The organism is Streptomyces pluripotens (genome assembly GCF_000802245.2).
Classification (GTDB): domain Bacteria; phylum Actinomycetota; class Actinomycetes; order Streptomycetales; family Streptomycetaceae; genus Streptomyces; species Streptomyces pluripotens.
Map to the genome: position 1 here is coordinate 2,456,558 of NZ_CP021080.1, position 23,135 is coordinate 2,479,692.

Consider the following 23,135-nt stretch of genomic DNA (forward strand, 5'->3'; position numbering starts at 1 on the left):
TGTTCGGGAACCGGTCGCGTGGTTGCCCGCGCCCCGCAGGACTCCTGCCGGTCAGGCGGCCAGGTGCCCCAGGTCGTTCCAGCTCTCGATCGCTGGTTCCCCGTAGGCCCAACCGAGCACCGACAGCGAGGTGGGGTTCAGGCGGATACGGGCAGCGAAGTCCAGCGGCAGCCCGAGCCACCGCGCGCCGATGGAGCGCAGGATGTGCCCGTGGGCGAAGACCAGCACATCGCGGTCGGCCGAGCGCGCCCAGTCGACCACCTCGTCTGCTCGCGCGGCGACCTCGGCCGTGCTCTCCCCCTCGGGGACGCCATCCCGCCAGATGAACCATCCTGGCCGGACCGCCTGGATCTCGGCCGGGGTCATGCCCTCGTAGGCGCCGTAGTCCCATTCCACAAGGGTGTCCCACACGGTGGCCCGATCACCGAAGCCGGCGAGTTCGCAGGTCTCGCGGGCCCGGCAGAGCGGGCTGGTCCGCACCTCTACCCCTGTCAGCCCGTCCAGCGGGGCGCGGTGCAGTCGCTCGCCCAGCAGCTTGGCCCCCCGCCGCCCCTCCTCCAGCAGCGGTACGTCGGTCCTGCCGGTGTGTTTGCCGGACAGCGACCACGCCGTCTGCCCGTGCCGGGCCAGCAGGATGCGCGGTGCCATGGAAGACCTTTCCGGAACAGGGACGCCGCCCGGACGCCACGAAGACAACAGGAGGGGTTCCCTCCAACACGAAGGGGTTCCCTCCAGCACAACAGGAGGGGTTCCCTCCATCATCGCTCACCCCGAGCCCGGGCAACCCGCCGGGCCGCCGCGGCGTCTTCCAGGGTCGACCCGCACCGGCGGAGGTCCGGACCCGCCCGAAAGGGCCGGGATACGGAGCGCAACAGGGACGCCGTACAGTGTCACGGTCGCCCACCAGGGTGACCCGTACCGCGGAAACAGCAGAAACAGCAGAAACAGCAGAAGGGGGAGGGCGATCGGATGCCGCAGACCGAGACACCGGGCACCGAGGTGGTACCCCGTCACCGGTTGCGCTGGTGGACCGAACTGCCGCTGATCCTGCTGGTCTACGGTTGCTACTCGATCGGACGGATCCTGGTCCGCGGCGACATCTCCTCCGCCGTCGACCACGGTCTGGCGATCCTGCACGTCGAGCAGGCGCTGCACCTCAACGCCGAGCATCCGTTGAACCGGTTGTTCACGCGCGAGGCGTGGCTCGGGATACCGGCCGACTTCTGGTACGCCTCGCTGCACTACCTGATCACGCCCGCCCTCCTCGTGTGGCTATTCCGGTCCGGCGCCGAGCGGTACCGGGCGGCCCGCACCTGGCTGATGACGTCCACGTTCATCGGCCTGATCGGCTTCACTCTGCTGCCCACCTGCCCGCCCCGCCTACTCTCCGCGGGCCAGGGCTTCGTCGACACGATGGCCCAGTACAGCTCGTACGGCTGGTGGGGCGCCGACGCCAGCGCGCCGCGCGGCATGGGCGGCATGACCAACCAGTACGCGGCCATGCCCAGCCTGCACGTGGGCTGGGCGCTGTGGTGCGGCGTGGTGGTGTGGCGGTACGGCGGCACCCGCCTGGCGAAGGTCTTCGGCGTCGGCTACCCGCTGGTGACCGCCCTGGTGGTCATGGGCACCGCCAACCACTACTTCCTGGACACGGTCGCGGGCGTCGCCGTGATGGGCCTGGGCCTGCTTCTCGCGCCGCGTGTGATGCGCGTGATCGATCTGCTCCGGGCCCGTCTGAGCCCCCGTACGGCAACGGGCAGGGCCGGCACGGTGCACATGGGTTCCCCGGTTGTCAGTGGCGGATGCCAGACTTCCGCGGGTGAGCGATTTCCACGGCAGCGCGAGTCGCGGCTCGGTGCCGCAGCCGAACCGGACGTCTCCCCGGACGCGGGAGAAGAGGCTCCGGCACCGGCTCACTGAGCTGCGCGGTCCCGACGTACCGGCCAAAGCCCTGGACGCCCGTGCCCTCGCGGCGCTCGCCGCGAACCCGGGGTGCCACAGGCGCGCCATCCTGGACGGCGCCGGGGTGGACAAGGCGCGGCTGGCGAGCGCGCTGGGCGCGCCGTCCGGCTTCGGCCAGTCGCAGTTCGCACTGACCCGGGGCAACGCGTTCGAGGCCCGGGTCAAGGCCGACGGCGGTGCGGAACTCCTGCGGCTGGCACACGCCGGCCTCGACCCGGGTGCCGTGCCACCCGAGGAGGCCGCCGTGCCCGACCTGACGGCGCACGGCCCCGAAGGGCGCACGGCCCGCACGGCGCTGGCACTCCAGGAGGCCACGCGCTCCGGCGGCTGGACACTGCTGGACCACCCGATGTTGGCACTGGACGTGGCGGGTTCGCTCGCCTTCCTGGAACCGGATGCGGTGGTGGTGCACCCGGACGGCAGCTGGTCGGTGGTGGAGATCAAGTCCTTCCCGATGCTGGACGGGGCCGCGGACCCAGCGAAGGTGGGTGCGGCGGCCCGCCAGGCGGCGGTGTACGTACTCGCCCTGGAGGAGGTGGCCGCCCGCCTCGGCGCCGAGGCGCCGCGGGTGCGGCACCGGGTGCTGTTGGTGTGTCCGAAGGACTTCTCCAATCTGCCGGCAGGCTCCGCCGTGGACGTCCGCAAGCAGCGTGCGGTCACCGCCCGTCAGCTCGCCCGGCTGACTCGGATCGAGGAGATCGCCGGCGCCCTGCCCGAGGACGTGTGCTTCGCGCCGGACCAGCCCGCCGGGGAGCTGACGGCGGCCGTGGAAGCGGTGCCGGCGGCGTACGCACCCGAGTGCCTGTCCGCCTGTGAACTGGCCTTCCACTGCCGGGATCGCTCCCGCGCGACCGGTACGGTCACCCACCTCGGCCGACCGCTGCGTGCCGAACTGGGCGGCCTGACCACGGTCGAGGACGTCCTCGCGGCGGCCCGAGGCATGAGCGGCGACCCCGACGACCCGGCGGTGGCAGCCCTGCGCCGGGCGGCGGCACTGCGGGCGGAGGCCCTGGCCGACGCGGCCCACCGGGAGGCGGCCCCGTGTCCTTGATCAGCACCCTCGCCCGGCTGGAGGCCATCAGCAGCGGGCGGGCCCGGCCCGTGGCGACCGTCCGCCACCGGCATCTGTCCGACCACCCGCTGGTGTTCGTGCCGCTCACCACCGCAGGTGAGGCCGGTGCCCCGCTCGGCGCGCTGGTGGGCACCGACCGGAACGCGCCCCGCTTGCTGGCCGTGCCGCAGCCCCGCGACCGCGACCAGCGTTTCACGTTCCTCGCCGAACTGGCCGACGTCTTCCTGCCGTACCTCGACTCCTATGCGCAGTGCGTGGAGGCGGCCGAGCGCACCGAAACCGACCCGGAGACCCGGAAACGGGTCAAGGTCGAAACCGAGCTGTGCACGGACGCGCCCCAGCTGATCGTGCCGAGCCGCCCGGGCCTGGACTTCGTGCGGCTGCTCGGCCGCTCGATGCGCTTCCGCCGCACCGCCGAACAGGAGCCGGAGGCTCCCTATCCGGCACCGCCCCGGGTGCCACTACTCGGCCGGTGGCTGACCCACTACGGCGAGCGGGCACGGGTTCCCGGTTCCTCCCTGCTCCTGGCCCTGACCGAGGTGGTGGCCCGGCACTGGGCAACCGGCCAGTCCAGCTTGGAGGACCAGCACCTGGGCGCGCTGCTCGCCTGGATCGTCCCGCCGGACGGCACGACCGGCGCGGAGGCGGCCCGCCGGGCCGAACTGGAGCGGGACTCGGCCGGACAGCTGCGGTGCCCGCCGGCCGGACCGGCCACGGATCCGGCGTTCGACAACAGACTGCTGGCCCCGGCGATCGAACGCTACGACCGCGCCCGCGCCGCTCTCGCCGCCGCCGAGGACCCGGTGGACGCCGACGACCGACTGGCGGCGGTCACCGCGGCCGAGCGGGACATCGGCGCGCTGGTGGAAAGCGCCACCCGGCCCACCTGGGACGCAGTGTGGCGAGGCCTGGACCTGCTGCGGGAACTGCCGGAGGGCACGCACGTCGAGGCGCGCTGGACTCGCGACCGCTGGTCCTTCACCGGCCACCGCGACCGGGTGCTGGCCGGCGAGCCTCCGCAGCCACGCCGGGACGACGCGGTGACGGCGGCGAACAAACTGGCCACGCGCGAACGCGAGCAGGCCCGTCTGGATGCGCAGGAGGCGCTGGACGACCCGCTGGTGATGGGAGGACGGCGGCTGGCCGGGGAGGCGTTCGCGGGCGAGGTGACCGACGTCGTGATGGCCTACAGCGAGGGCAAGCGGCCGAGCCCGCGCCCGCTGGTGACGGTCCGCACGGAGGATCGGCCGCACCTTCCGGAGCGGGCCAAGGTGTACCGCTCACTGGGCGGCAGACCGCAGTCGGCGGAGTTCGTCGGCCGCGCGGACCCCACGGACGAGGGCGTGCTGGTACTGCGGATCATGGACAAGATGGGTCGCGGGAAGGAGCCCGAGGCCGGATCGGTACCGCAGAAGGGCGATCGCGTCTGCTTCACCCTCTTCGAACACGAGCAGCGTGGTGGGGCGAAGCTGCCCGGCCCGGAGGAGACTCCGTGGACCCACGGCGGCCCTCCGGGCGAGGCCACCCCGGAGGCCCCGGACTCAGTGACCGAGGAGGACATGCTGTGACGACCGCCGACCTCGCCCCCGCGGCCGCGGCCGCCCGCGCCACCGCCGCGATCCTCCACGACACCCTGCAGGGCACCGATCGGGGTGTGGTGGTGGACTCGCCACCCGGCGCCGGCAAGTCCACCCTGGTGGTCCGCGCGGCGCTGGAACTGGCCGGAGCCGGCCGCCCGCTGATGGTGGTGGCACAGACCAACGCACAGGTGGACGACCTCGTACTCCGGCTCGCCGAGAAGGACCCGGACCTACCGGTGGGCCGCCTGCACAGCAGCGACACCGATCCGTACGACAAGGCGCTGGACGGGCTGGCGAACGTCCGCACGTCCGCGAAGGCGAGCGACCTCAGCGGCTTGCCGGTGGTGCTGTCCACGTCGGCGAAATGGGCGCACGTGACGGTGGACGAGCCCTGGCGGCACGCGATCGTGGATGAGGCGTACCAGATGCGTTCGGACTCCCTGCTCGCTGTGGCCGGCCTGTTCGAGCGGGCGTTGTTCGTGGGCGATCCGGGGCAGCTGGACCCGTTCGCGATCGTCGGCAGCGAGCAGTGGGCGGGTCTGTCGTATGACCCCTCGGCCTCCGCGGTCACCACCCTCCTGGCGCACAACCCCGACCTGCCGCAACACCGCCTCCCGGTCTCCTGGCGTCTGCCGGCCTCGGCTGCACCCCTGGTGTCCGCCGCCTTCTACCCGTACACCCCCTTCCGTAGCGGTACGACCCACGACGACCGCCGTCTCACCTTCGCCGTCCCCTCCGACGGCTCCGGCCCGGACCGGGTGATCGACGAGGCGGCGGAGTCCGGCTGGGGCCTCCTGGAGCTGCCCGCCCGGCACACCCCACGCACCGACCCGGAGGCGGTGCACGCGGTGGCAGCGGTCGTACGACGCCTGCTGGACCGCGGTGGGGCGGCCGTCTCCGAGCGCGCCGCGCACCCTGCTCCCCTCACCGCTGACCGCATCGCCGTGGGCACGGCCCACCGCGACCAGGCCGCGGCGGTCCGCGCGGCCCTGACCGGACTGGGCGCGGCGGACGTGACGGTGGACACCGCGAACCGGCTCCAGGGACGCGAGTACGACGTCACGGTCGTCCTGCACCCGCTCTCCGGCCGCCCCGACGCGACCGCCTTCCACCTGGAGACCGGGCGCCTGTGCGTCCTGGCCTCCCGGCACCGCCACGCGTGCATCATGGTATGCCGCGCCGGGGTGGCCGACCTTCTGGACGACTACCCGTCCACGGAACCGGTCCAGCTGGGCACGTTGGTGAAGTTCCCGGACGGCTGGGAAGCGATGTTCGCCACCTGGCTCCACCTCCAGGACCACCGGGTGTCCTGGCGCCCCTGAGCTGTGATGAGGCGCAGGCAGTCAGTCCAGGGACGCCAACGCACCAGCTATGAGAACACGTGTGGCCGCTCCCCTCACGGCTTCCTGCGACAGTCGCTCGAAGGCTCGGCTGTGCAGCTCGACCTTTTCCCAGGGTGGGGAGGCCAACCACGCCGTCCTGGCTCGCCCGGCGGAACACCGGGTGAGCGGGCGGCCGTAGATGCCCTTGCGTCCACGCGCGACAATGGAGGGTGGCCCACCTGCAGGCGGGGCCCGGCGAATCGCACAAGGAGGAGTAAAGACATGGCGGAGCCCACGCCGCGTCGCAACGAACCGCGGCTACGCCCCGTGCCCCTGCGCTTCGAACCCGCGGAGGCGGCCGCCGATCCCGAGCACTTCTTCGATCTGGAGTCGATCGAGGACCCGCAGGCGCTGCTGACACGGGCGACGGAGCTGACCCAGGCGTTCCGCGCAGCCGCCGACCGTGCCGCGGAGTTCCAGGCCCTCGCGGCAGCACAGCTCGCCGACCCGAGCCGGTTCGACCGGCTGACCCCCGCGGCGATCGCCGAGCGGGCGGAGTGGACCGAGGACTACGCGAAAAAGATGGTCGAGTTCGGGCGGGACCTGATGCGGGGGAGCAGCGAGGGACGGACGCCTGCCGATTCCCTCTAGCCCCGCTGGCCTCCTGGCCTCCTGGCCTCCTGGCCTCCGGAAGTCTCCTTGACCTCAGCAGTGTCTCTCTGGCCCGGCGGCCTCCTGGGCCTTGCGGGACTCGGACACGTCCTTGCGGGCCTCGCCGCTCAGTGCGGGCGTGCCCCTACGGGCCGGGGCGAAGCCCCGCCTGGCATATGCCAGGCGGGCAAGATACTCCCCCTACACCATTGCTGTCCCGGTTTTCAGCAACTCACAAGAACGAGCCGCTCACGGCCGGTACACGTAGACGTCATGAGCAGTGCACCGAACGTCACCACGGTCACCTCCGAGGGCGTCGCTTGGCTCGCCTCGGCCGGAACGTATCCGCACAGCACGCTGGCCCTGTGGGAGAAGTACCGGGACACCCCGGTCGTCCTCCCCTGCGGTGCCGTCTTCGATGTGGTGAGCGCCCCGGCGATCTTCGGTCGCCGGATGCTGGACCGGTTATGGGACGAAGGGCCGGGTTCGGGTCCGGTCGCGGTGGTCCGCGGCCGTACGTTGCTGTTCGCCGCCCCGGGCACGGCCCAGCGGCTGCCCTCATTGCTGGCCTGGGAGGAGTGGGGGTCCCACCGGGCGGAGGCGGTACCGCCGCTGCTGTGCCACGGCACCGGGGACGCGGTGACCGTCCCGGCACCGGACGCCGGCGACCCGACCGCCCCCGCCGGCTCGCGCTGGCTGGTGGCCCCGGACACCCGACACCCTTGGCTCCCGGGTCCGGAGGTCGTCCTCTGGGCGGCCGTGCGGGCCGCTCGCGCGGCCGTACGGATTTCGATTTTTCCTCCCGCCGATCAGGATGCTAAGGTCTACGACGTCAGCAGGCGCCGCTAGCTCAGTTGGTTAGAGCAGCTGACTCTTAATCAGCGGGTCCGGGGTTCGAGTCCCTGGCGGCGCACATGATGAGAACGGCGGGTCCGGTTCGAAAGAATCCGGCCCGCCGCTTTCGTATACGTCTGCGCCACTCTCCCGCCCACGGCGCCGCCCCCTCAGCCGCTCGCGCCCGGCGTGATCTTCACCGTCCACGCTCCCGAGGCCGTGCGCCCCTCCACCTCCACCTTCACCCCCTCCCCCGGCACGGTGAAGCCCTCTCCGAGGGAGACCGGGGCGTCGGCGAGCGGCGGGTAGACCGAGTTCTCCCAGCACGCCTCGGTGCGCGGATGGGCGTCCACGACCTGGACCGGGCCACTGCCGGACGCCGCACCGCTGCGGACCCGGTAGACCAGGATCCCCTCCCGACAGGTCGCCCGGTCGTTCCCGGCCGCACCCCGAGCCTCGAATGCGAGCACACTGTCCCGGCCGGTGCGCACGACGGCCAGCTTCACACCGTGACCAAGGCCGAAGGCGGGCGCACCACTCGTCCCTCGCACCGCGACTCCCGGCCCGGCCGCCAGGGGCTCCAGGGTGAGGCGGGTCGCCCCGGCACCGCGCACGCACACCACCTGACGTGGATCCAACCAGCCGAGCTTCCACTTGTGCCAGGCGAACAGGTCCGGCGAGAGCCCGAACTGGCTGCCCATCAGGTCCCAGTCGCCGACGTAGGTGTCCCAGTCGCCCTTGCCGTCGACCGGACGGTGGTACAGATCGGGCAGATCGAAGACGTGTCCGGTCTCGTGGGCGAGGACCAGCCGGTCCGGTGGATGCTTCTCGAACACCGTGACGACCCTGCGGACATCGGCGCCGTCCACGTGCACGGGAGTGTCGAGGTTGACGACCTTGGTGGCGTCGGAGTCGACACCGGGCGCGTCCGGATCGGCGACGAAGTACACGACCGGGTAGCGCGAGAAGTCGACCTCCTTGTCGGCCACGGCGAACGCGTCCCGCAGGTAGGCGGCCCGGTCCCCAACGCCCCAGTCCCGTCGTATGGCGTACGCGGTTGACGGCCGCGGCATACGCAGCCACCGCTTCAGGGGGTGCGGATGCAGCGTGAACCTGCCGTAGGAAGCCTGCTCGAAGAAGCGGCTGGTGGCCGGGAAGTGGTCGGCGGCCAGCTGGGCCGGGGTGGTCCGCGGAACGGCGTCCGGGAAGGACAGGAAGACCATCACCGCGTCGACCGCACCGCTCGGGCGGGCATACGCGGCGCTCCAGGTGTCCACGCCCTCCGAATGATGGGCCTCGGTCCGGTGCAGGGCACAGGGGGCCGGCGAGAAGGGTTCGGCAACCGACGGGCCAGTGAGGATCGAGGTCGCGGCGACCGCCGACAGCGTGGTGCACACGGCGGCGGTGCTGCGCAGCTTGGGCACGGACATGACCTCCGGATGCGGTTCACGGGATCCACACCCAGATTGCTGGTGTTTGATGCAATATGCCCTGTTTGCCTGCATCAGAAGGGTGAGTGCGCCTCGCCGGTACGCGGACACGCCACGACACCCGACACCCCGAAACACTCACGGAACGTCACAACTGGTCGGCGACCCGAAGAAGCCGTCCAGGTGCGGGCAGAAACGATCTGTCAGAACCCCCATGACGTCCGGGACACTGGACAGTGGCTGGAAGGGCCCGGGGCCAGCCTCTATGATCGGCACACTTTCCGGCACGGACAGAGATCGAGTGCACTGCGGGAGCAAGCGGTGAGCGGAACGTCCGAAGGGCCGACGCCCGCGGCAGACCTCGACCGGTCGGCCGTCACAGACAGTGATCAAACCACCTATCACCGTGTCTTCGCGGCAACCCCGCTCGCCCTGGCCGTCGTGAACCCCGAGGGAATCGTCATGAGCGCCAACCCGGCCTTCGGCGACCTGCTCGGCACCGAACCGGAGGAGCTCACCGGGCGGGTCGCCGCCGATCTGGTGGACCTGGCCTCCGACGCCCGCACTTGGCACGCCTACCGAGAGGTCCTGCGCGGCCGACAGGCGAAACTGCGCTGCGCCCGCCGTCTCAAGCACCCCGCCGGACGCTCGGTGTGGGTGCAGGTCACCGTCGGCCCGCTGGGCGGTGGTGAACCAGGGGTGCTGCTGTCGGCCACCGACATCAGCGCGCGCCGCGAACTCCAGGCGCGCTTGCGGCACTTGCAGATGCACGATCCGGTGACCCGGCTGCCCAACCGAACCCTGTTCTTCGAGCGGCTCTCGGCGGCGCTGGAAGCGGAGTCGTACGAGGACGGCGGCACCGGCCGCATCGGACTGTGCTCCCTGGATCTCGACGGTTTCAAGGCCGTCAATGACACCCTCGGCCACCGCACCGGCGACCGGCTGCTCGCAGCCGTCGCCGACCGTCTGACCGGGGTAGCCGACGCAACCGGCCACACCCGCGCCACCGCTCCCCTGGTGGCCCGGCTCGGCGGCGACGAGTTCGCGCTGCTCGTCGAGGACTCCACCGGCACCGAACAACTCGCCGACCTCGCCGAGTCAGTGCTGAAGGCGCTGGAGGAACCCTTCGACCTGGGCGGGCAACGCCTGTCCCTGACCGCGTCCATCGGTGTGGTGGAACGCCACGCGGCCGGCACCACCGCCACCGGCCTGATGCAGGCAGCCGACACCACCCTCTACTGGGCGAAGGCCGACGGCAAGGGCCGCTGGACCCTGTTCGACCCCGAGCGCAACGCACACCGCATGACCCGGCAGGCCCTCTCCTCCACCCTGCGCCCCGCCATCGAGCGCGGCGAGTTCGCCCTGGAGTACCAGCCGCTGGTGGGTATGGAGGACGGCCAGCTCAGCGGTGTCGAGGCCCTGATCCGCTGGCACCACCCGCAGTTCGGCACCCTGACGCCGAATCGGTTCATCGGACTGGCCGAGGAGGACGGCTCGATCGTGCAGCTCGGCCGCTGGGCACTGGCCGCCGCATGCCGGCAGGCCCGCCGCTGGCAGCTGGACCACCCCGAGGAACCGCCCATCTTCGTCAGCGTCAATGTGGCGGTACGCCAGGTGTGGGACTCCGACCTGGTGGCCGACGTGGCAGAGATCCTCGCCGAAACCGGACTCGCCCCGCGACTGCTCCAGCTGGAGCTGACCGAGTCCGCTGTGATGGGGTCGGCGGGCCGCCCGCTGCAGGCGCTCCAGGCTCTGAGCGACATGGGCGTGCGCATCGCCATCGACGACTTCGGCACCGGCTACTCGAACCTCGCCTACCTCAGCCGACTGCCGGTCTCGGTCCTGAAGCTGGACGGTTCCTTCGTGCGGGGCTTCCAGTACGAGGGCGGCGCCAAGGCGATCGCCCCCAACCCCGCCGACGAGGTCGTCGTGGAGGCCATGATCCAGCTCGCCCACCGGCTCGGGCTGACCGTCACCGCCGAGTGCGTGGAGACCTCGGCCCAGGCCACCCGGCTGCGCCGGATCGGCTGCGACACCGGACAGGGCTGGCTGTACTCCCGTCCGGTGCCGCCGGATCGCATTTCCGAACTGCTGGGCACACAGAGCCACGCCGTGGGCAAGCAGCAGGGAGGAAGCTACGCGGCAGGCAACCCGTAGGCGTCCGCGACCAGTTCGTAGGAACGCAGTCGGAGGGCACCGCGGTGGGCGTGCGAGGTGAGCATCAGCTCGTCCGCCCCGGTGCGCTTGCACAGGTCGTCCAGGCCGGAGCGGACCTCGTCGGCGGTGCCGTGCACGATGTTGGCCGTCCAGGAGGCGATGAACTCCTCCTCCATCGGGCTGAACCCGTGCCGCTCGGCCTCCTCCGGGTCGGGAAACAGGCCGGGACGGCCGGTGCGCAGCCGGAGCATGTTCAGGGCCGTCGCCCGGGTCTGCCTGCGGGCCTCCCGCGGATCGTCGGTGGCGAGGGTGGAAACGCCGATCAGGGCGTACGGCTCGGCCAGGACCGCGGACGGGCGGAAGGTCTGCCGGTACAGGTCGAGGGCCGGCACGGTGTTCTGCGCGGAGAAGTGGTGCGCGAACGCGAAGGGCAGGCCGAGCGTTCCGGCCAGGCGCGCGCTGAAACCGGATGAGCCGAGCAGCCAGAGCGGCGGACGGTGCGGGGACTGGACACCACCGGGGGCGGTGCCCTGCACCGGGCCCGGAATCGCGTGGATCCGGTGGTAAGGGTGTGCGTCGGGGAAGTCGTCGTCCAGGAAACGGGTCAGTTCCGCAAGCTGCCGCGGGAAGTCGTCGGCGCCCTCGTCGAGGGTGTCACTGCGGCGCAGGGCGGCGGCCGTGGCACCGTCGGTGCCGGGGGCCCGGCCGAGACCGAGGTCGATGCGACCCGGCGCCATCGCCTCCAGCGTGCCGAACTGCTCGGCGATCACCAGCGGGGCGTGGTTGGGCAGCATGACGCCTCCCGAGCCGAGCCGGATGCGCTGGGTGTGGGCGGCGAGGTGGGCGAGGATGACGGCGGGCGAGGAGGAAGCGACGCCCGGCATGGAGTGGTGTTCGGCGACCCAGTACCGGTGAAAACCGCGGGACTCCGCGAGCCGGGACAGCTCTACGCTGGTGCGCAGGGCGTCGGTGGCGGTGCTGCCCGCGCCGACGGTCACCAGGTCCAGCACCGAGAGGGGGACGGGAGCGGTCCCGCGCATCGGGCCCCGGATCCCGTCTGCACCGCCCACCGGGTCTTCCCCGACCGCCCGGTCTGCCGGGCCTGCCTGGTGTGCCTCGTCTGCCGACACGGTGTGGGCCTCCTGTTCGTGACGCGGACCGTCCCCGGTACCCCGGGACCTGGTCTTTCCAGGGGTGCCCCAACAGGGGAGGGCCGCCGGATATTCCTCGGAGCACCCCCACTGGAAGTCTCATGAAGGCTTCTAGGCCTGCACCAAGGGCTGCCGGGTGAACAGGGTCCCCAGCGACGGTGCGTTTACCCGCCGGTCGGCCAGCCGCAGCCCCTCCCACACCGTCACCTGGTTCGCCGTGAGCACTGGCTTGGACAGGGACTTCTCCAGCAGCGCCAGGTGGGCGACCGTGTGCAGGGCGGTGTCCGGGAGCAGCACCGCCTCCGCGTCGGGCGCGTCCGCCGCGCGGGCCAGAGTCAGTACGTCCACCTCCCCCCAGGTGGCGGCCTCCGCCGCCGTGACGACCCCGGAGGATCGCATCCCGGTCACCTCCAGGCCTCCGGCCCGCAGGAATTCGGCGAACAGTGCGGCCACGTCCGCGGGATAGGTCGCACCGACGGCAACCCTCCGCACCCCGATCTCCCGGGCCGCGTGGACAAAGGCGAAGGACGTCGAGGAGGCCGGCATCCCGGCCGTCAGGGCGAGTTGCCGCACCTGTTCCTGGGCGCCCTCCCAGCCGTGCACGAAGCTGCCGCTGGTGCACGCCCACACCACCGTGTCGGCCCCGGCCAGCCGCAGTTCCTCCATGCCCGCCGCGAGCCGCTCGGCCGAGCCCATCTCGCGCAGTGCGTCCACCCGGTGCGCGTCCTCGCCGATGTCGGTGTGGACCAGGTCGACCCGGATGTCGCCGCCCAGGAGCTGCTCGATGCGCGGGTAGTCGTCTTCGGCGGAGTGGCCGGGGTAGAGGAATCCGAGTGCTGTCATGTCCAGCCTTCCTGCTGTTCTTCCGGGAGTGCGGGCCATTCGCGGGCGGCCGGGTCCAGCAGCGCCTGGTAAGGCCCCACGGCTCGGGTACCCAGTCGGCGCAGCGCCGCCCACATCGTGACCTGGTTGGCCGACAGCACGGGAATGCGCAGCTCGGCCTCCAGCTGGGGGATCACGTCGTAGGTCGGGAGGTTGGTACAGGAGATGAAGAGCGCGTCGGCGGCACCGGGGCGCACCGCCTGTCGCGCCATGGCGACGACGTCACGGTACGGCACCCGCCAGATGTGCCCGGTCAGTCCCATGAAGGCACAGCCGGTGACCCGTACCCCGGCCTCGGCGACGTACTGCTCAAGGGCGCGGGTCAGGGACACCGTGTACGGCGTGACCAGCGCGACCCGCCGTGTCCCCAGTTCCGTCAGCGCCTCCAACAGCGCCCCGGAGGTGGTCACCGAGGGCAGGGTGCCGGTCCGGGTCATCGCCGCGCACATCGCCCGTTCCCCGGCGATGCCGCCGACGAAGCTGCCGGAGGTGCAGTTGTAGGCGAGGACCTCGGGGGCCACGGCGGTCAGTGCGTGGACCGCCTCGCCGAGGGTCCGGTGCTCGCTGACCATCCGGGCCAGGTCCAGGCTCACCTCGGCCGGGACGAACGGAGTGCGGGTCAGGTGCAGCGACATCTCGTCGGGTACCCAGCGCCACAGCTCGCGGTCGAGGGCGAAGTCGAAGGGAGCCACCACACCGACACCACGCTGGGGGCGGGGGCCGCCGAGAAAGGAGACGTCCATGCTGGCACCGGCCTCACACGGGAAGACGAGCAGGCAACGGATCGTGTTTACGCCCGTGTTGACGAAGGTAGATTCGGGTGCGAGCGTGGTCAATCCGTGCATGTCAGACGCCCGGAGCCGCCCCGCATGACGCCGACACTCCTCGTCCTCGACGCCGATCCGCCGCCCCGGCTCGGCCGCCTCACCGGCCGCGTCCGGATCGTGCACACGGACGCCCGGCACCTCGCCGAACGGCTGCCCGAGGCCGACGTCCTGCTGGTGTGGGACTTCACCTCGCGCGCAGTGCGCCAGGCCTGGCCGGGCGACGGGCCCCGGCCACGCTGGGTGCACACCGCGAGCGCGGGCGTGGACCATCTGATGTGCCCGGAGCTGGCCGCATCGGACACGGTGGTGACCAACGCGCGCGGGATCTTCGACCAGCCGATCGCCGAGTACGTGGCAGCGCTGGTGCTGGCCGTCGCCAAGGATCTTCCGCGCACCCTGGAGTACCAGCGGGAGCGGATCTGGCGGCACCGGGAGGGCCGGCGGGTGGCGGGCACCCGCGCGTGCGTGATCGGCTCGGGTCCGATCGGCCGGGCGATCGTCCGCACCCTGAAGGCCCTGGACGTGACGACGGCCCTGGTCGGACGGGTACCGCGCACCGGCATCCACGGCCCGGCCGACCTGGACCGCCTGATCGCCCGCGCGGACTGGGTGATCGCGGCGGCACCGCTGACCGAGCAGACGTACCGCATGTTCGACACGCGGCGCTTCGGCGTGATGCAGCCGTCTGCGTTCTTCGTGAACGTCGGCCGCGGCCACCTCGTCGACGAGGAGGCCCTCGCCCACGCCCTGACCCAGCGCTGGATCGCAGGCGCCGCACTGGATGTGTTCGCCACGGAACCCCTCCCCGGGGACAGCCCGCTGTGGGGGCTGCCCGGGCTGATCGTCTCCCCTCACATGAGCGGGGACACGGTCGGCTGGCGGGACGAACTGGGGAGCCAGTTCCTGGAGTTGTACGAGCGGTGGGCGGCGGGCAGACCACTGGTGAACGTGGTCGACAAGACACGTGGTTACGTGCCCGGTCACTGACACCTGGGAGGGTGCATGCAGCTCACCGACCTGACCGCCGTCCAGCTCCTCGCCGGTTACCGCAAGGGCGAGTTCACCCCCGTGGACGCTACGGAACAGGCCCTGGAACGGGCGCGGCGGATCCAGCCGCGGGTGAACGCGTTCGTACGGCTCACCGAGGAGGATGCGCTCGCCCGGGCCCGGGAATCTGCGGGGCGCTGGCGGCGCGGGGCGCCGGCCGGGCTGGTCGACGGGGTACCGGTGACCGTGAAGGACATCTTGCTGCTGCGCGGACATCCCACCCTGCGCGGCACCCGGACCATCCCCGAGCAGCGCGGCTGGGACGAGGACGCGCCCCCAGTGGCCCGGCTGCGCGAGCACGGCGCGGTGTTCCTCGGTAAGACGACCACGCCCGAGTACGGCTGGAAGGCGGTCACGGACTCGCCGCTGTCCGGCATCACCCGCAATCCGTACGACCCCACGCGCACCTCGGGCGGCTCCAGCGGTGGCAGCGCGGCGGCCGTGGCGCTCGGCGCGGGCCCGCTGTCGCTGGGCACGGACGGCGGCGGCAGCATCCGCATCCCGGCTGCGTTCTGCGGGATCTTCGGGCTGAAACCGACCTACGGCCGGGTGCCGTTGTACCCGGCGAGCGCGTTCGGCACGCTGTCGCACACGGGCCCGATGACCCGGGACGCGGCTGACGCGGCCCTGCTGCTGGACGTCATCGGCGCACCCGACCCGCGCGACTGGTCGGCGCTACCGCCCGCGCCCGGATCCTTCACGGAGCGACTCAAGGAAGGTGTGCACGGGCTGCGGGTGGCGTATTCGCCGTCCTTGGGCGGGCAGGTGGCGGTCCGACCGGGGGTCGCGGCGGCGGTACGACGGGCGGTGGCGCAGCTCGCCGACCTCGGCGCGTACGTCGAGGAGACCGACCCCGACTTCAGCGACCCGGTGGACGCCTTCCACACGCTCTGGTTCAGCGGCGCCGCCCGGCTCACCCAGCGGTTCTCCGCGCACCGGCGGCAGCAGCTCGACCCGGGACTGCGGGAGATCTGTGCCGAGGGCGCCCGGATGACCGCGCTGGACTATCTGGCCGCGGTGGACGTCCGCATGGATCTCGGCCGGCGCATGGGCCTCTTCCACGAGAGGTACCACCTGCTGGTCACTCCCACACTGCCGCTCACGGCGTTCGAGGCGGGGAGGGAGGTACCGGCGGGCTCGGTCTTCCGGCGCTGGACGGGGTGGACTCCGTTCACGTATCCGTTCAACCTGACCCAGCAGCCCGCGGCCACCGTCCCGGTCGGGACGGACGGGGACGGGCTGCCGGTGGGGATGCAGATCGTCGCCGCCCGGCACCGGGACGATCTGGTGTTGCGCGTGGCGCACGCCCTGTACGAGGCCGGGGTGGGTGTGGCAGCGCCTCTCCCGGCTGGACAAGTCTGACGCCGGCCGCCGGCCGCCGGCCGCGCCCTATCCGTCCGGTGCCCGCGCAAACGGCGCGAACAGAGGTCCTCACGCTCTGCGGAAACTGAGCGTCTCCCCTTCCGCGCCGGTCCGCCACAGGTCGTTGCAGGCCTCGGCCATCCGGTCGAGGCCGTCGGCGACCTCGCCCCAGACGGTCCCGGGCACCCAGCCGACGTCCGCGTTGAGCAGCAGGTTGTTGCGCTCGTAGAACAGGGCCAGGTCGACCACGGTGGTGCCGGGGCGGACCTCTCGGTCGTAGCCATGGGCCCGCGTGCCCAGTTCGGTGCCGGCGAAGGTGAAGTAACAGAGGTCGCCGGGAATCGGGGTGACCGTCGGGTTCTCCAGCGGCGGTTGGGTGGCGGCGAACGGTGGGAAGAGCGCGTAGATCTCGTTGCGCGCGTACTTGGCGTGGTAGACCTCCCCGCTCAACGGAACGGCGTCCCATACGGCCGCGCAGGTCAGTGGCGCACGGTCCGTCAGCAGCCGGGCGGTACAGCAAACTTGCCTGCGGTCCAGGGAGATCTCCAGGTATCGGTCGTCCATACCCACGGCTTCCCCGATGCCGGGCGGGCTCACGCCTCCCGCTCCAGGAAACGGGTAGGTCTCGTTCCAGCCACTGTTGGATCACATCCCGGAGGGTGCCCGCATAGCCCGTGTGGATCGGGCAGGCGCCCCCACTGGTCCGCACGCGGCCTGGCAACGCACCGCTTTTCGCTGGAGGTTGAGTGTCCATGTCCGAGTTCCCGAACCTGTCCCGGCGTGGTTTTCTGACCAGAACCGCGGCGGTCGGCGGCCTGCTCACGGTTCCCGGGCTCCTCAGCGCCTGCAGCAAGACGGACACCGGTGACGGCAGCGGGAAACTGGCGCAGCTGAAGAAGCAGGGCTATGTGGAGGTGGCTTACGCCAACGAGGCGCCCTACGGCTACAAGGAGGACGGAAAGCTCAAGGGCGAGGCGCCCACGCTGCACCGGGAGATCTTCAAGGCGTTGGGCGTGCCCGAGCTGCGCCCCACGTTCTCCGAGTGGGACGGCCTGATCCCGGGCCTGCAGGCCGGCAAGTACGACGTGATCAGCGCCGGTATGGCCATCATCCCGGACCGCTGTGCGAAGGCACTGTTCTCGGAGCCGGAGTTCGTCTCGCCGACCGCGATGATGGTGAAGCAGGGCAACCCGAAGAAGCTGACCGACCTTGCGTCGGCGAAGAAGGCCGGGGTCACCATCGGGGTGATGTCGGGCGCGGTCGAGAAGAACTACGCCACTGCCGCCGGCATCTCCGCAGGCAGCATCAAGACGCTGCAGAGCCCGCAGGACGGCGCGGACGCGGTCAAGGGCGGTCGGATCGACGCCTTCCTACTGACGAGCATCTCGCTGCACTGGCTCGCCAAGAAGAACAGCGGTCTGGAGGTCACCGAGCCGTTCATCCCTGAGGTCGACGGCAAGAAGCAGTACAGCCCGGGCGGAGCCGTCTTCCGCAAGGGCAATGAGGAACTGCGGAACGCCTTCGACGAACAGCTGAAGAAGATCACCTCCGACCCGGACCGCTATGTGAAGCTGATCGGACAGTACGGCTTCGGCAAGGAGACCATCCCGCCGGCGGGCCTGAAGACCGCCGATCTGTGCAAGGGCTGACGGGGCACCTGTTCATGGGTGACTTCTCCTCCTACTTCTTCGGCCATCTCTCCGAGGTGTGGTCCGGGCTCGCGGTGACGCTCGAAGCCACGGTGCTCGGCGCGGCCGTCGCACTCGTGCTGTCCTTCGCGTTCGGCTTCATGGCGAACAGCGGATCCGTGCTGGCGCGGGGGGTGTCCCGGGCGATCGTGGAGTTCTTCCGCGGCACCTCGCTGTATGTCCAGCTGTTCTGGTTCTTCTACGCCTTTCCCCTGTTCTTCCAGTACCAGCTCACTCCGCTGTTCTGCGGTGTGCTGGCCTTCGGCATGAACTACGGCGCGTACGGTTCCGAAGTGGTGCGCGGCGCGCTGAACGCCGTACCGAAGGCACAGTGGGAGGCGGCGGTCGCACTGAACATGACGCCCTTCCAACGGATGCGCCGGGTGATCCTGCCGCAGGCGTGGGTGCAGATGATCCCGCCGTTCACCAACCTGCTGATCCAGCTGGTGAAGTGCACCCCGCTGCTGTGGCTGATCCAGGCGGCCGACCTGACCACCGTGGTGGAGTTGATGCGGACCCGCACCGGCGAGACGACGTCGGCGTACCTGACGCTGCTGATGTTGTACTTCGTCCTGGCCTACGCCTTGACGTTGCTGATGAACGCCCTGGAACGGCATGCCAAGTCCCGGCTGGGCCAGCGCTCCGGCGCCCGCTCGCTGCTGCGTTCGCGCAGCGCCGAGTCCACCCGAGCGGCCGGGGTCACGGGAGGTGCCCGGTGACCTACGACTGGGACTGGGGGGCGATGGGGGACGCGCTGCCCCTGCTGCTGAAGGGTTTCGAGACCACCCTGCTGGCCACCGTCCTCGGCACCCTGCTGGCCGCCGTGCTGGGGCTGGTCGTCGCCGTACTGGGCCGCGCGCCGACCCGGTTGGTCACGGTGCCCGTGCGGGCCGTCACCGAGTTCGTACGCTCCACACCGATGCTGGTCCAGCTGGTCGGCGCCTACGCGATCTTCAACACGGTCGAGCCACTGGTCATCGGGGTCGCCGTGCTCGGCATCCACTACGCCTCGTACGTGTCGGAGGTGTACCGGGCAGGCATCGACGCCGTGCCCAAGGGCCAGTGGGAGGCCTGCCGGGCCCTGTCGATGTCGCCTCGGCGCACCTGGCAGGCGGTGGTGCTGCCGCAGGCGGTGCGCAACGTGCTGCCCGCGCTGGGCAACTACGGCATCTCCATGTTCAAGGAGACCCCGTACCTGGCCGTGATCACGGTGCCGGAGATGGTCTCCCAGGCCCGCGAGTACGGGGCGACGCACTTCGTGTACGCCGAGATGTTCACCCTGGCGGGACTGATCTTCCTGGCGGCGAGCTACCCGACCTCGCTTCTGATGAGAAAACTGGAGAAGCGCCTTGGCCACTGACCACCCCCTTGAGAAGACGACTCCCGCGGACGCCGTGCCCGGCGCGCCGGCCGACCTCGTGCGCTTCGACCGTGTGGTCAAGCGCTTCGGCGACCACACGGTCCTGGACCGGCTGGACTTCGCCGTCCAGCGGGGCGAACACGTGACGCTGATCGGGCCGAGCGGATCCGGGAAGACGACCATCCTGCGGCTACTGATGACCCTGGAGCGGGTCAGCGACGGTGTGATCTGGGTGGACGGCCGGCCGCTGTCGCATATGCCGGGCCCGGACGGCGGGCTGAAACCGGCCAGCGAGAAGCACCTGCGGGAGATCCGCAAGAAGATCGGCATGGTCTTCCAGCAGTTCAACCTCTTCCCGAACATGAATGTGCTGCGCAACATCACCGAGGCGCCCGTCAGCGTGCTCAAAGTCGAACGGGCGGAGGCCGAGGAGCGCGCGCGTGAACTGCTGGAACTGGTCGGTCTCGCCGACAAGGCCGGCGCCCATCCCACCCAGTTGTCCGGTGGCCAGCAACAGCGGGTGGCGATCGCCCGGGCTCTCGCCATGCGGCCGGAGATCCTGCTGCTGGACGAGGTGACCTCGGCGCTCGACCCCGAGCTCGTGGCCGGTGTGCTCGACCTCCTGAGGGAGATCGCGCACACCACCGACATCACCATGCTCTGTGTGACCCACGAGATGAACTTCGCCCGGGACATCTCCGACCAGGTGATGATGTTCGACTCGGGGAAGGTGATCGAGTCCGGATCCCCGGAGAAGATCTTCGGTGATCCCGACCACGAGCGGACCCGGGCGTTCCTCAGCGCCGTCCTTTGATCCCCACGGGGGCATATGCCACACGGGCGTGCCGCAGATGAGAGGGGCGTGAACTCGTCAACAACCCCTTCCCACGGGGTGGTTGACGGTTATCGTTGGCTACGACGGGATCCGCCGACCGGATCACGGCCGCAGAAGCGAGCGCAAGGGGAACACCGTGGCGCTAGCGCGCTTTCCCGGGGCAGGCTCCCCGGAACACCGGCCGCACCTGCCCGGCCCCGGGGCTTCGAGGCGAGGGGGACAGTCATGAGGGCCGGCCCGACCGCCCCGTACCGCTCCGCCCAGGACGCGCTGCGCGTCCTGGAGGCCGTGGCCGGCCACTCCGCCGGCGTCACCGACACCGAGCTGGCCCGCCGCACCGGCATCGACTCCGAGCGGCTCACCGCCCTGCTGCGCATGCTGCGCCGCGAGGGCTATGTCGAGCAGATCACCGACGGGGCGTACGTCACCGGCGACACCCTGCGCCGCCTCACCTCGGCGCACGACCGCGAGCCGGCCCTGCGCGACAAGCTCCAGCACACCCTGGACCGGCTGCGGGACTCGGTCGGCGCGGCCGTCTATCTGAGCCGGTACGTCGAGGGCGAGGTGAAGGTCACCCAGTACGCCGCCGGACCCGCCACCCCGGCCGTCAACGAATGGGTGGACTTCCGCTGCTCCGCCCACGCCACGGCCGTCGGCAAGAGCCTGCTCACCCAGTTGGACCACAACGCCCGCCGCGACCACCTCTCCCGGTACAAGATGGCCCGCCTCACCTCGCGCACCATCACCAGCGACAAGCTGCTGCTGTCCCGCCTGGAGTCCCAGCCACCGGCGGTGCCGGTCCTCGACCTCCAGGAGTACGCGGTCGGCACGGTCTGCGCGGCCGTCCCGATCACGGCGGGCTCGTCCGCGGGCTGCCTGGCGCTCTCGCTCCCCGTGCAGCACGCGCACCGGCTGAAGGAGGCCGCGGACACGCTGAACCGGAACGCGGCACCGATGCTGCTCTCCCTGGCCCTCTGAGACCCGATGAGCCTTTCCGCGTCCCGCTGCGATTCTCTGGCCGGCCCCGTCCGGCTCCACGGGCAGGTGGTCACGAGCACCCATCAGGACCGGGTAGTATTTTCTTCGTCGCCGACCGCGGAGAGCGGGAGGCGGGAGTCATGCGCCGCTAGCTCAGTTGGTTAGAGCAGCTGACTCTTAATCAGCGGGTCCGGGGTTCGAGTCCCTGGCGGCGCACGATGACGATGGCGAGTCGCGTCCGTGGAAACACGGTCCCGGCTCGCCATCTCTGTTTCGTCCGGTCAACGCCTGACTGCGCCGCCTGCTGCGGTGTCACCCCTCGCCCCTGCCGCGGGACCCTACGCAGAAGCGAGGGGCCCTTCGACGTCTTCTGCGGTGAGCCTGCGGTACGAGGACTCACCCGGCGGCTGCCACCACACCGGATCGGCGCACCGGAAGCCCTCCCGCCGCAGCAGCGCCCGATGGATCTTGTTCGTCGCCGTCACCGGCATCCGCTCCACCACCCGCACGAACCGGGGCGCCATCTTCGTCCCGAGGTCGGGCTGCGACCGCAGGAACTCCTCGAAGCCCGCCGGATCGAACCGTCCGGCCACGGTCGCCATCACCTGGTCTCCCGTCACCGGGTCCGGCACCCCGTACACGGCGACGGCCGCCGCACCCTCGTACCGGGCAACGATCCGCTCGATCACCGCGGCGGCCAGATTCTCGCCGTCAACCCGGATCCGGTCGTCGGTGCGGCCCGCGAAGTACAGGTAGCCGGCGGTGTCCCGGTAGAAGAGGTCCCCGGTCCAGTACACCCCTCCCCGACGCCGCTCGGCCTCCGCGACTGGGTTGCGCCAATAACCTTCGAAGGGGTTCGGGGCCCGGTTGACCAGCTCGCCTATGGCCTCATCACCGTTCAGCAGCCGGCCGGCGGTGTCCAGGACGGCCCTCGGGCACTCGCGCCCCGTGGCCGGATCCAACACCACGAGCCCGGGCCCGGCCGGCCCCACCGCGCACGCCGGGGTGCCCGGTTCCCACTGGATCGCCGCGCCGCCCTCGGAGGAGCCGTACCCCTCCACCAGTCGCACCCCGAACCGCCGCTCGAAGGCCGCTGCGTCCGCCGCTCCGGCCTCCGTGCCGAAACCGAGCCGCAGCGGGTTGTCGCGGTCGTCCGGGCGGGGCCCGGTGGCGAGGACGTACTGGACCGCCCGGCCGACGTAGGTGAAGTAGGTCGCGCGGTAGCGGCGGACGTCGGCGAGGAAACCGGACGCGGAGAACCGGCGACGCAACGCCACCCCGGCCCCGGCGGCCAGCGCGGGCGCCCAGCCGGCGATCACCGCGTTGCCGTGGAACATCGGCATGCAGACGTAGTGCACGTCGTCCGGACGGACCGCGAACCGCTGGGCCAGGGCCTGTCCGGCCGCGGCCAGCCGGCCCTGGGAGCAGATCGCGGCCTTGGGGGCACCGGTGGAGCCGGAGGTGAAGTACAGGAGCAGCCGGTCCGCCGGGGTGGCCCGGTACGGGTCGGGCACGGTGCCGGAGTACGGCGCGAGGAGGTCGGCGTACTCCGGTGTGCCCGTGACGAGGAGCCGTACTCCCCCGCGCCCGGCCGCCCTCGCGCGGGGCGAGCTCGGCAGCAGACCGATTCCGGCCAGCAGCGGCAGGTGAACCGGCTCGGTGACCAGGACCCGGCACTCCGTGTGCAGGATGTCCCGGGCCAGCTCGGGACCCGGGCGGGTCGGGTTGATGCCCGCGACGGCAGCCCCGGCGAGTGCGGCGGCGGCCAGCCACAGCGGGAATTCCTCGGTGTTGTCGAGCAGCACCCCGAGGTGCGGTACGGCACCGGCCGGCAGCAGGTCGGCCAGCAGCGCCGCCCGCGCGGCGGCACCGGCCGCCGTCTCGTGCTGGGTCAGCACTCGCTCCTCGCACCACAGTCCCGGCCGGTGGTCCCCCCACCGCGCCGCGACCAGCTCGGCGACCGTGCCCGTCGTGGACTCCATGGCCGGGCACGTTAA

Annotated in this window: 21 protein-coding genes and 2 tRNA genes; 16 read left to right on the forward strand and 7 right to left on the reverse strand. The window is 71.2% G+C overall.

Features of this window, described 5'->3' with window-relative positions:
- Nucleotides 1–51 precede the first annotated feature (51 nt).
- Nucleotides 52–648: a histidine phosphatase family protein gene (locus tag LK06_RS10865; RefSeq protein WP_039649299.1), complete on the reverse strand. Its 597-nt coding sequence runs from the start codon at nucleotides 646–648 to the stop codon at nucleotides 52–54.
- 321 nt (nucleotides 649–969) lie between these two features.
- On the opposite strand from LK06_RS10865, the gene LK06_RS10870 reads away from it, so the two are divergent.
- From LK06_RS10870 to LK06_RS10900, 7 genes are all read left to right on the forward strand, one after another.
- Nucleotides 970–1,920, forward strand: a complete 951-nt coding sequence (locus LK06_RS10870; protein ID WP_043404512.1) for a phosphatase PAP2 family protein — start codon at nucleotides 970–972, stop codon at nucleotides 1,918–1,920.
- Complete coding sequence (locus LK06_RS10875; RefSeq protein ID WP_374208111.1) at nucleotides 1,820–3,013, forward strand: hypothetical protein; 1,194 nt, start codon at nucleotides 1,820–1,822, stop codon at nucleotides 3,011–3,013. Before LK06_RS10870 ends, LK06_RS10875 begins: the two co-directional genes overlap by 101 nt.
- Nucleotides 3,004–4,602, forward strand: coding sequence for a hypothetical protein (locus LK06_RS10880; protein WP_043432419.1), 1,599 nt, complete (start codon nucleotides 3,004–3,006; stop codon nucleotides 4,600–4,602). The genes LK06_RS10875 and LK06_RS10880 overlap by 10 nt, the downstream gene beginning before the upstream one ends.
- Nucleotides 4,599–5,936 carry an AAA domain-containing protein gene (locus LK06_RS10885; RefSeq protein WP_043432422.1) on the forward strand — a complete coding sequence of 446 codons (1,338 nt, stop codon included), beginning with the start codon at nucleotides 4,599–4,601 and terminating at the stop codon, nucleotides 5,934–5,936. The genes LK06_RS10880 and LK06_RS10885 overlap by 4 nt, the downstream gene beginning before the upstream one ends.
- 282 nt (nucleotides 5,937–6,218) lie before the next feature.
- Entirely contained in the window at nucleotides 6,219–6,587 is a 369-nt protein-coding gene (locus tag LK06_RS10890) for a hypothetical protein (RefSeq protein ID WP_039649308.1), read from the forward strand.
- Between the two features lie 273 nt (nucleotides 6,588–6,860).
- Nucleotides 6,861–7,436, forward strand: a complete 576-nt coding sequence (locus LK06_RS10895) for a hypothetical protein (RefSeq protein ID WP_063837853.1) — start codon at nucleotides 6,861–6,863, stop codon at nucleotides 7,434–7,436.
- A tRNA-Lys gene (locus tag LK06_RS10900) sits at nucleotides 7,427–7,500 on the forward strand. The genes LK06_RS10895 and LK06_RS10900 overlap by 10 nt, the downstream gene beginning before the upstream one ends.
- Nucleotides 7,501–7,591: 91 nt before the next feature.
- Here LK06_RS10900 and LK06_RS10905 read toward each other — a convergent pair.
- The gene (locus tag LK06_RS10905; RefSeq protein ID WP_039649310.1) at nucleotides 7,592–8,851 is read right to left on the reverse strand and encodes a M6 family metalloprotease domain-containing protein; all 1,260 of its coding nucleotides are present in this window, start codon (nucleotides 8,849–8,851) and stop codon (nucleotides 7,592–7,594) included.
- Nucleotides 8,852–9,172: 321 nt separating this feature from the next.
- Between LK06_RS10905 and LK06_RS10910 the strand changes: the two genes are divergently transcribed.
- Nucleotides 9,173–11,008: a putative bifunctional diguanylate cyclase/phosphodiesterase gene (locus LK06_RS10910; protein ID WP_052269742.1), complete on the forward strand. Its 1,836-nt coding sequence runs from the start codon at nucleotides 9,173–9,175 to the stop codon at nucleotides 11,006–11,008.
- Here LK06_RS10910 and LK06_RS10915 read toward each other — a convergent pair.
- From LK06_RS10915 to LK06_RS10925, 3 genes are all read right to left on the reverse strand, one after another.
- Nucleotides 10,987–12,048 carry an LLM class flavin-dependent oxidoreductase gene (locus tag LK06_RS10915; RefSeq protein ID WP_052269746.1) on the reverse strand — a complete coding sequence of 354 codons (1,062 nt, stop codon included), beginning with the start codon at nucleotides 12,046–12,048 and terminating at the stop codon, nucleotides 10,987–10,989. The genes LK06_RS10910 and LK06_RS10915 overlap by 22 nt on opposite strands.
- A gap of 222 nt (nucleotides 12,049–12,270) precedes the next feature.
- On the reverse strand, nucleotides 12,271–13,002 hold the full coding sequence (locus tag LK06_RS10920; protein WP_039649312.1) for a maleate cis-trans isomerase family protein: 732 nt from the start codon (nucleotides 13,000–13,002) through the stop codon (nucleotides 12,271–12,273).
- The gene (locus LK06_RS10925) at nucleotides 12,999–13,784 is read right to left on the reverse strand and encodes a maleate cis-trans isomerase family protein (RefSeq protein ID WP_039649313.1); all 786 of its coding nucleotides are present in this window, start codon (nucleotides 13,782–13,784) and stop codon (nucleotides 12,999–13,001) included. Before LK06_RS10925 ends, LK06_RS10920 begins: the two co-directional genes overlap by 4 nt.
- 126 nt (nucleotides 13,785–13,910) lie before the next feature.
- Between LK06_RS10925 and LK06_RS10930 the strand changes: the two genes are divergently transcribed.
- The gene (locus tag LK06_RS10930) at nucleotides 13,911–14,855 is read left to right on the forward strand and encodes a D-2-hydroxyacid dehydrogenase (protein ID WP_039649315.1); all 945 of its coding nucleotides are present in this window, start codon (nucleotides 13,911–13,913) and stop codon (nucleotides 14,853–14,855) included.
- A 15-nt stretch (nucleotides 14,856–14,870) separates the two neighbouring features.
- Entirely contained in the window at nucleotides 14,871–16,277 is a 1,407-nt protein-coding gene (locus tag LK06_RS10935; protein WP_039649318.1) for an amidase, read from the forward strand.
- A 69-nt stretch (nucleotides 16,278–16,346) separates the two neighbouring features.
- Here the strand turns inward: LK06_RS10935 and LK06_RS10940 are convergent, their stop codons facing one another.
- Nucleotides 16,347–16,841: a DUF3830 family protein gene (locus LK06_RS10940; RefSeq protein WP_039649319.1), complete on the reverse strand. Its 495-nt coding sequence runs from the start codon at nucleotides 16,839–16,841 to the stop codon at nucleotides 16,347–16,349.
- Between the two features lie 188 nt (nucleotides 16,842–17,029).
- Between LK06_RS10940 and ehuB the strand changes: the two genes are divergently transcribed.
- The 6 genes from ehuB to LK06_RS10970 all read left to right on the forward strand — a co-directional run bounded on the left by ehuB (nucleotide 17,030) and on the right by LK06_RS10970 (nucleotide 21,354).
- Nucleotides 17,030–17,926: an ectoine/hydroxyectoine ABC transporter substrate-binding protein EhuB gene (gene ehuB, locus LK06_RS10945; protein ID WP_039649321.1), complete on the forward strand. Its 897-nt coding sequence runs from the start codon at nucleotides 17,030–17,032 to the stop codon at nucleotides 17,924–17,926.
- Nucleotides 17,927–17,940: 14 nt separating this feature from the next.
- On the forward strand, nucleotides 17,941–18,684 hold the full coding sequence (gene ehuC / locus LK06_RS10950) for an ectoine/hydroxyectoine ABC transporter permease subunit EhuC (protein ID WP_039649421.1): 744 nt from the start codon (nucleotides 17,941–17,943) through the stop codon (nucleotides 18,682–18,684).
- Nucleotides 18,685–18,707: 23 nt separating this feature from the next.
- Entirely contained in the window at nucleotides 18,708–19,325 is a 618-nt protein-coding gene (ehuD, locus tag LK06_RS10955) for an ectoine/hydroxyectoine ABC transporter permease subunit EhuD (RefSeq protein WP_039649423.1), read from the forward strand.
- The gene (gene ehuA, locus LK06_RS10960) at nucleotides 19,315–20,139 is read left to right on the forward strand and encodes an ectoine/hydroxyectoine ABC transporter ATP-binding protein EhuA (RefSeq protein ID WP_039649323.1); all 825 of its coding nucleotides are present in this window, start codon (nucleotides 19,315–19,317) and stop codon (nucleotides 20,137–20,139) included. The genes ehuD and ehuA overlap by 11 nt, the downstream gene beginning before the upstream one ends.
- A 246-nt stretch (nucleotides 20,140–20,385) precedes the next feature.
- Nucleotides 20,386–21,138 (forward strand): IclR family transcriptional regulator, encoded by a 753-nt coding sequence (locus LK06_RS10965; protein WP_039649325.1) that lies wholly within the window; start codon nucleotides 20,386–20,388, stop codon nucleotides 21,136–21,138.
- Between the two features lie 142 nt (nucleotides 21,139–21,280).
- A tRNA-Lys gene (locus LK06_RS10970) sits at nucleotides 21,281–21,354 on the forward strand.
- 122 nt (nucleotides 21,355–21,476) lie between these two features.
- On the opposite strand, the gene LK06_RS10975 is transcribed toward LK06_RS10970, so the two are convergent.
- Nucleotides 21,477–23,120, reverse strand: a complete 1,644-nt coding sequence (locus LK06_RS10975; protein ID WP_043404518.1) for an AMP-binding protein — start codon at nucleotides 23,118–23,120, stop codon at nucleotides 21,477–21,479.
- Between the last annotated feature and the right edge of the window lie 15 nt (nucleotides 23,121–23,135).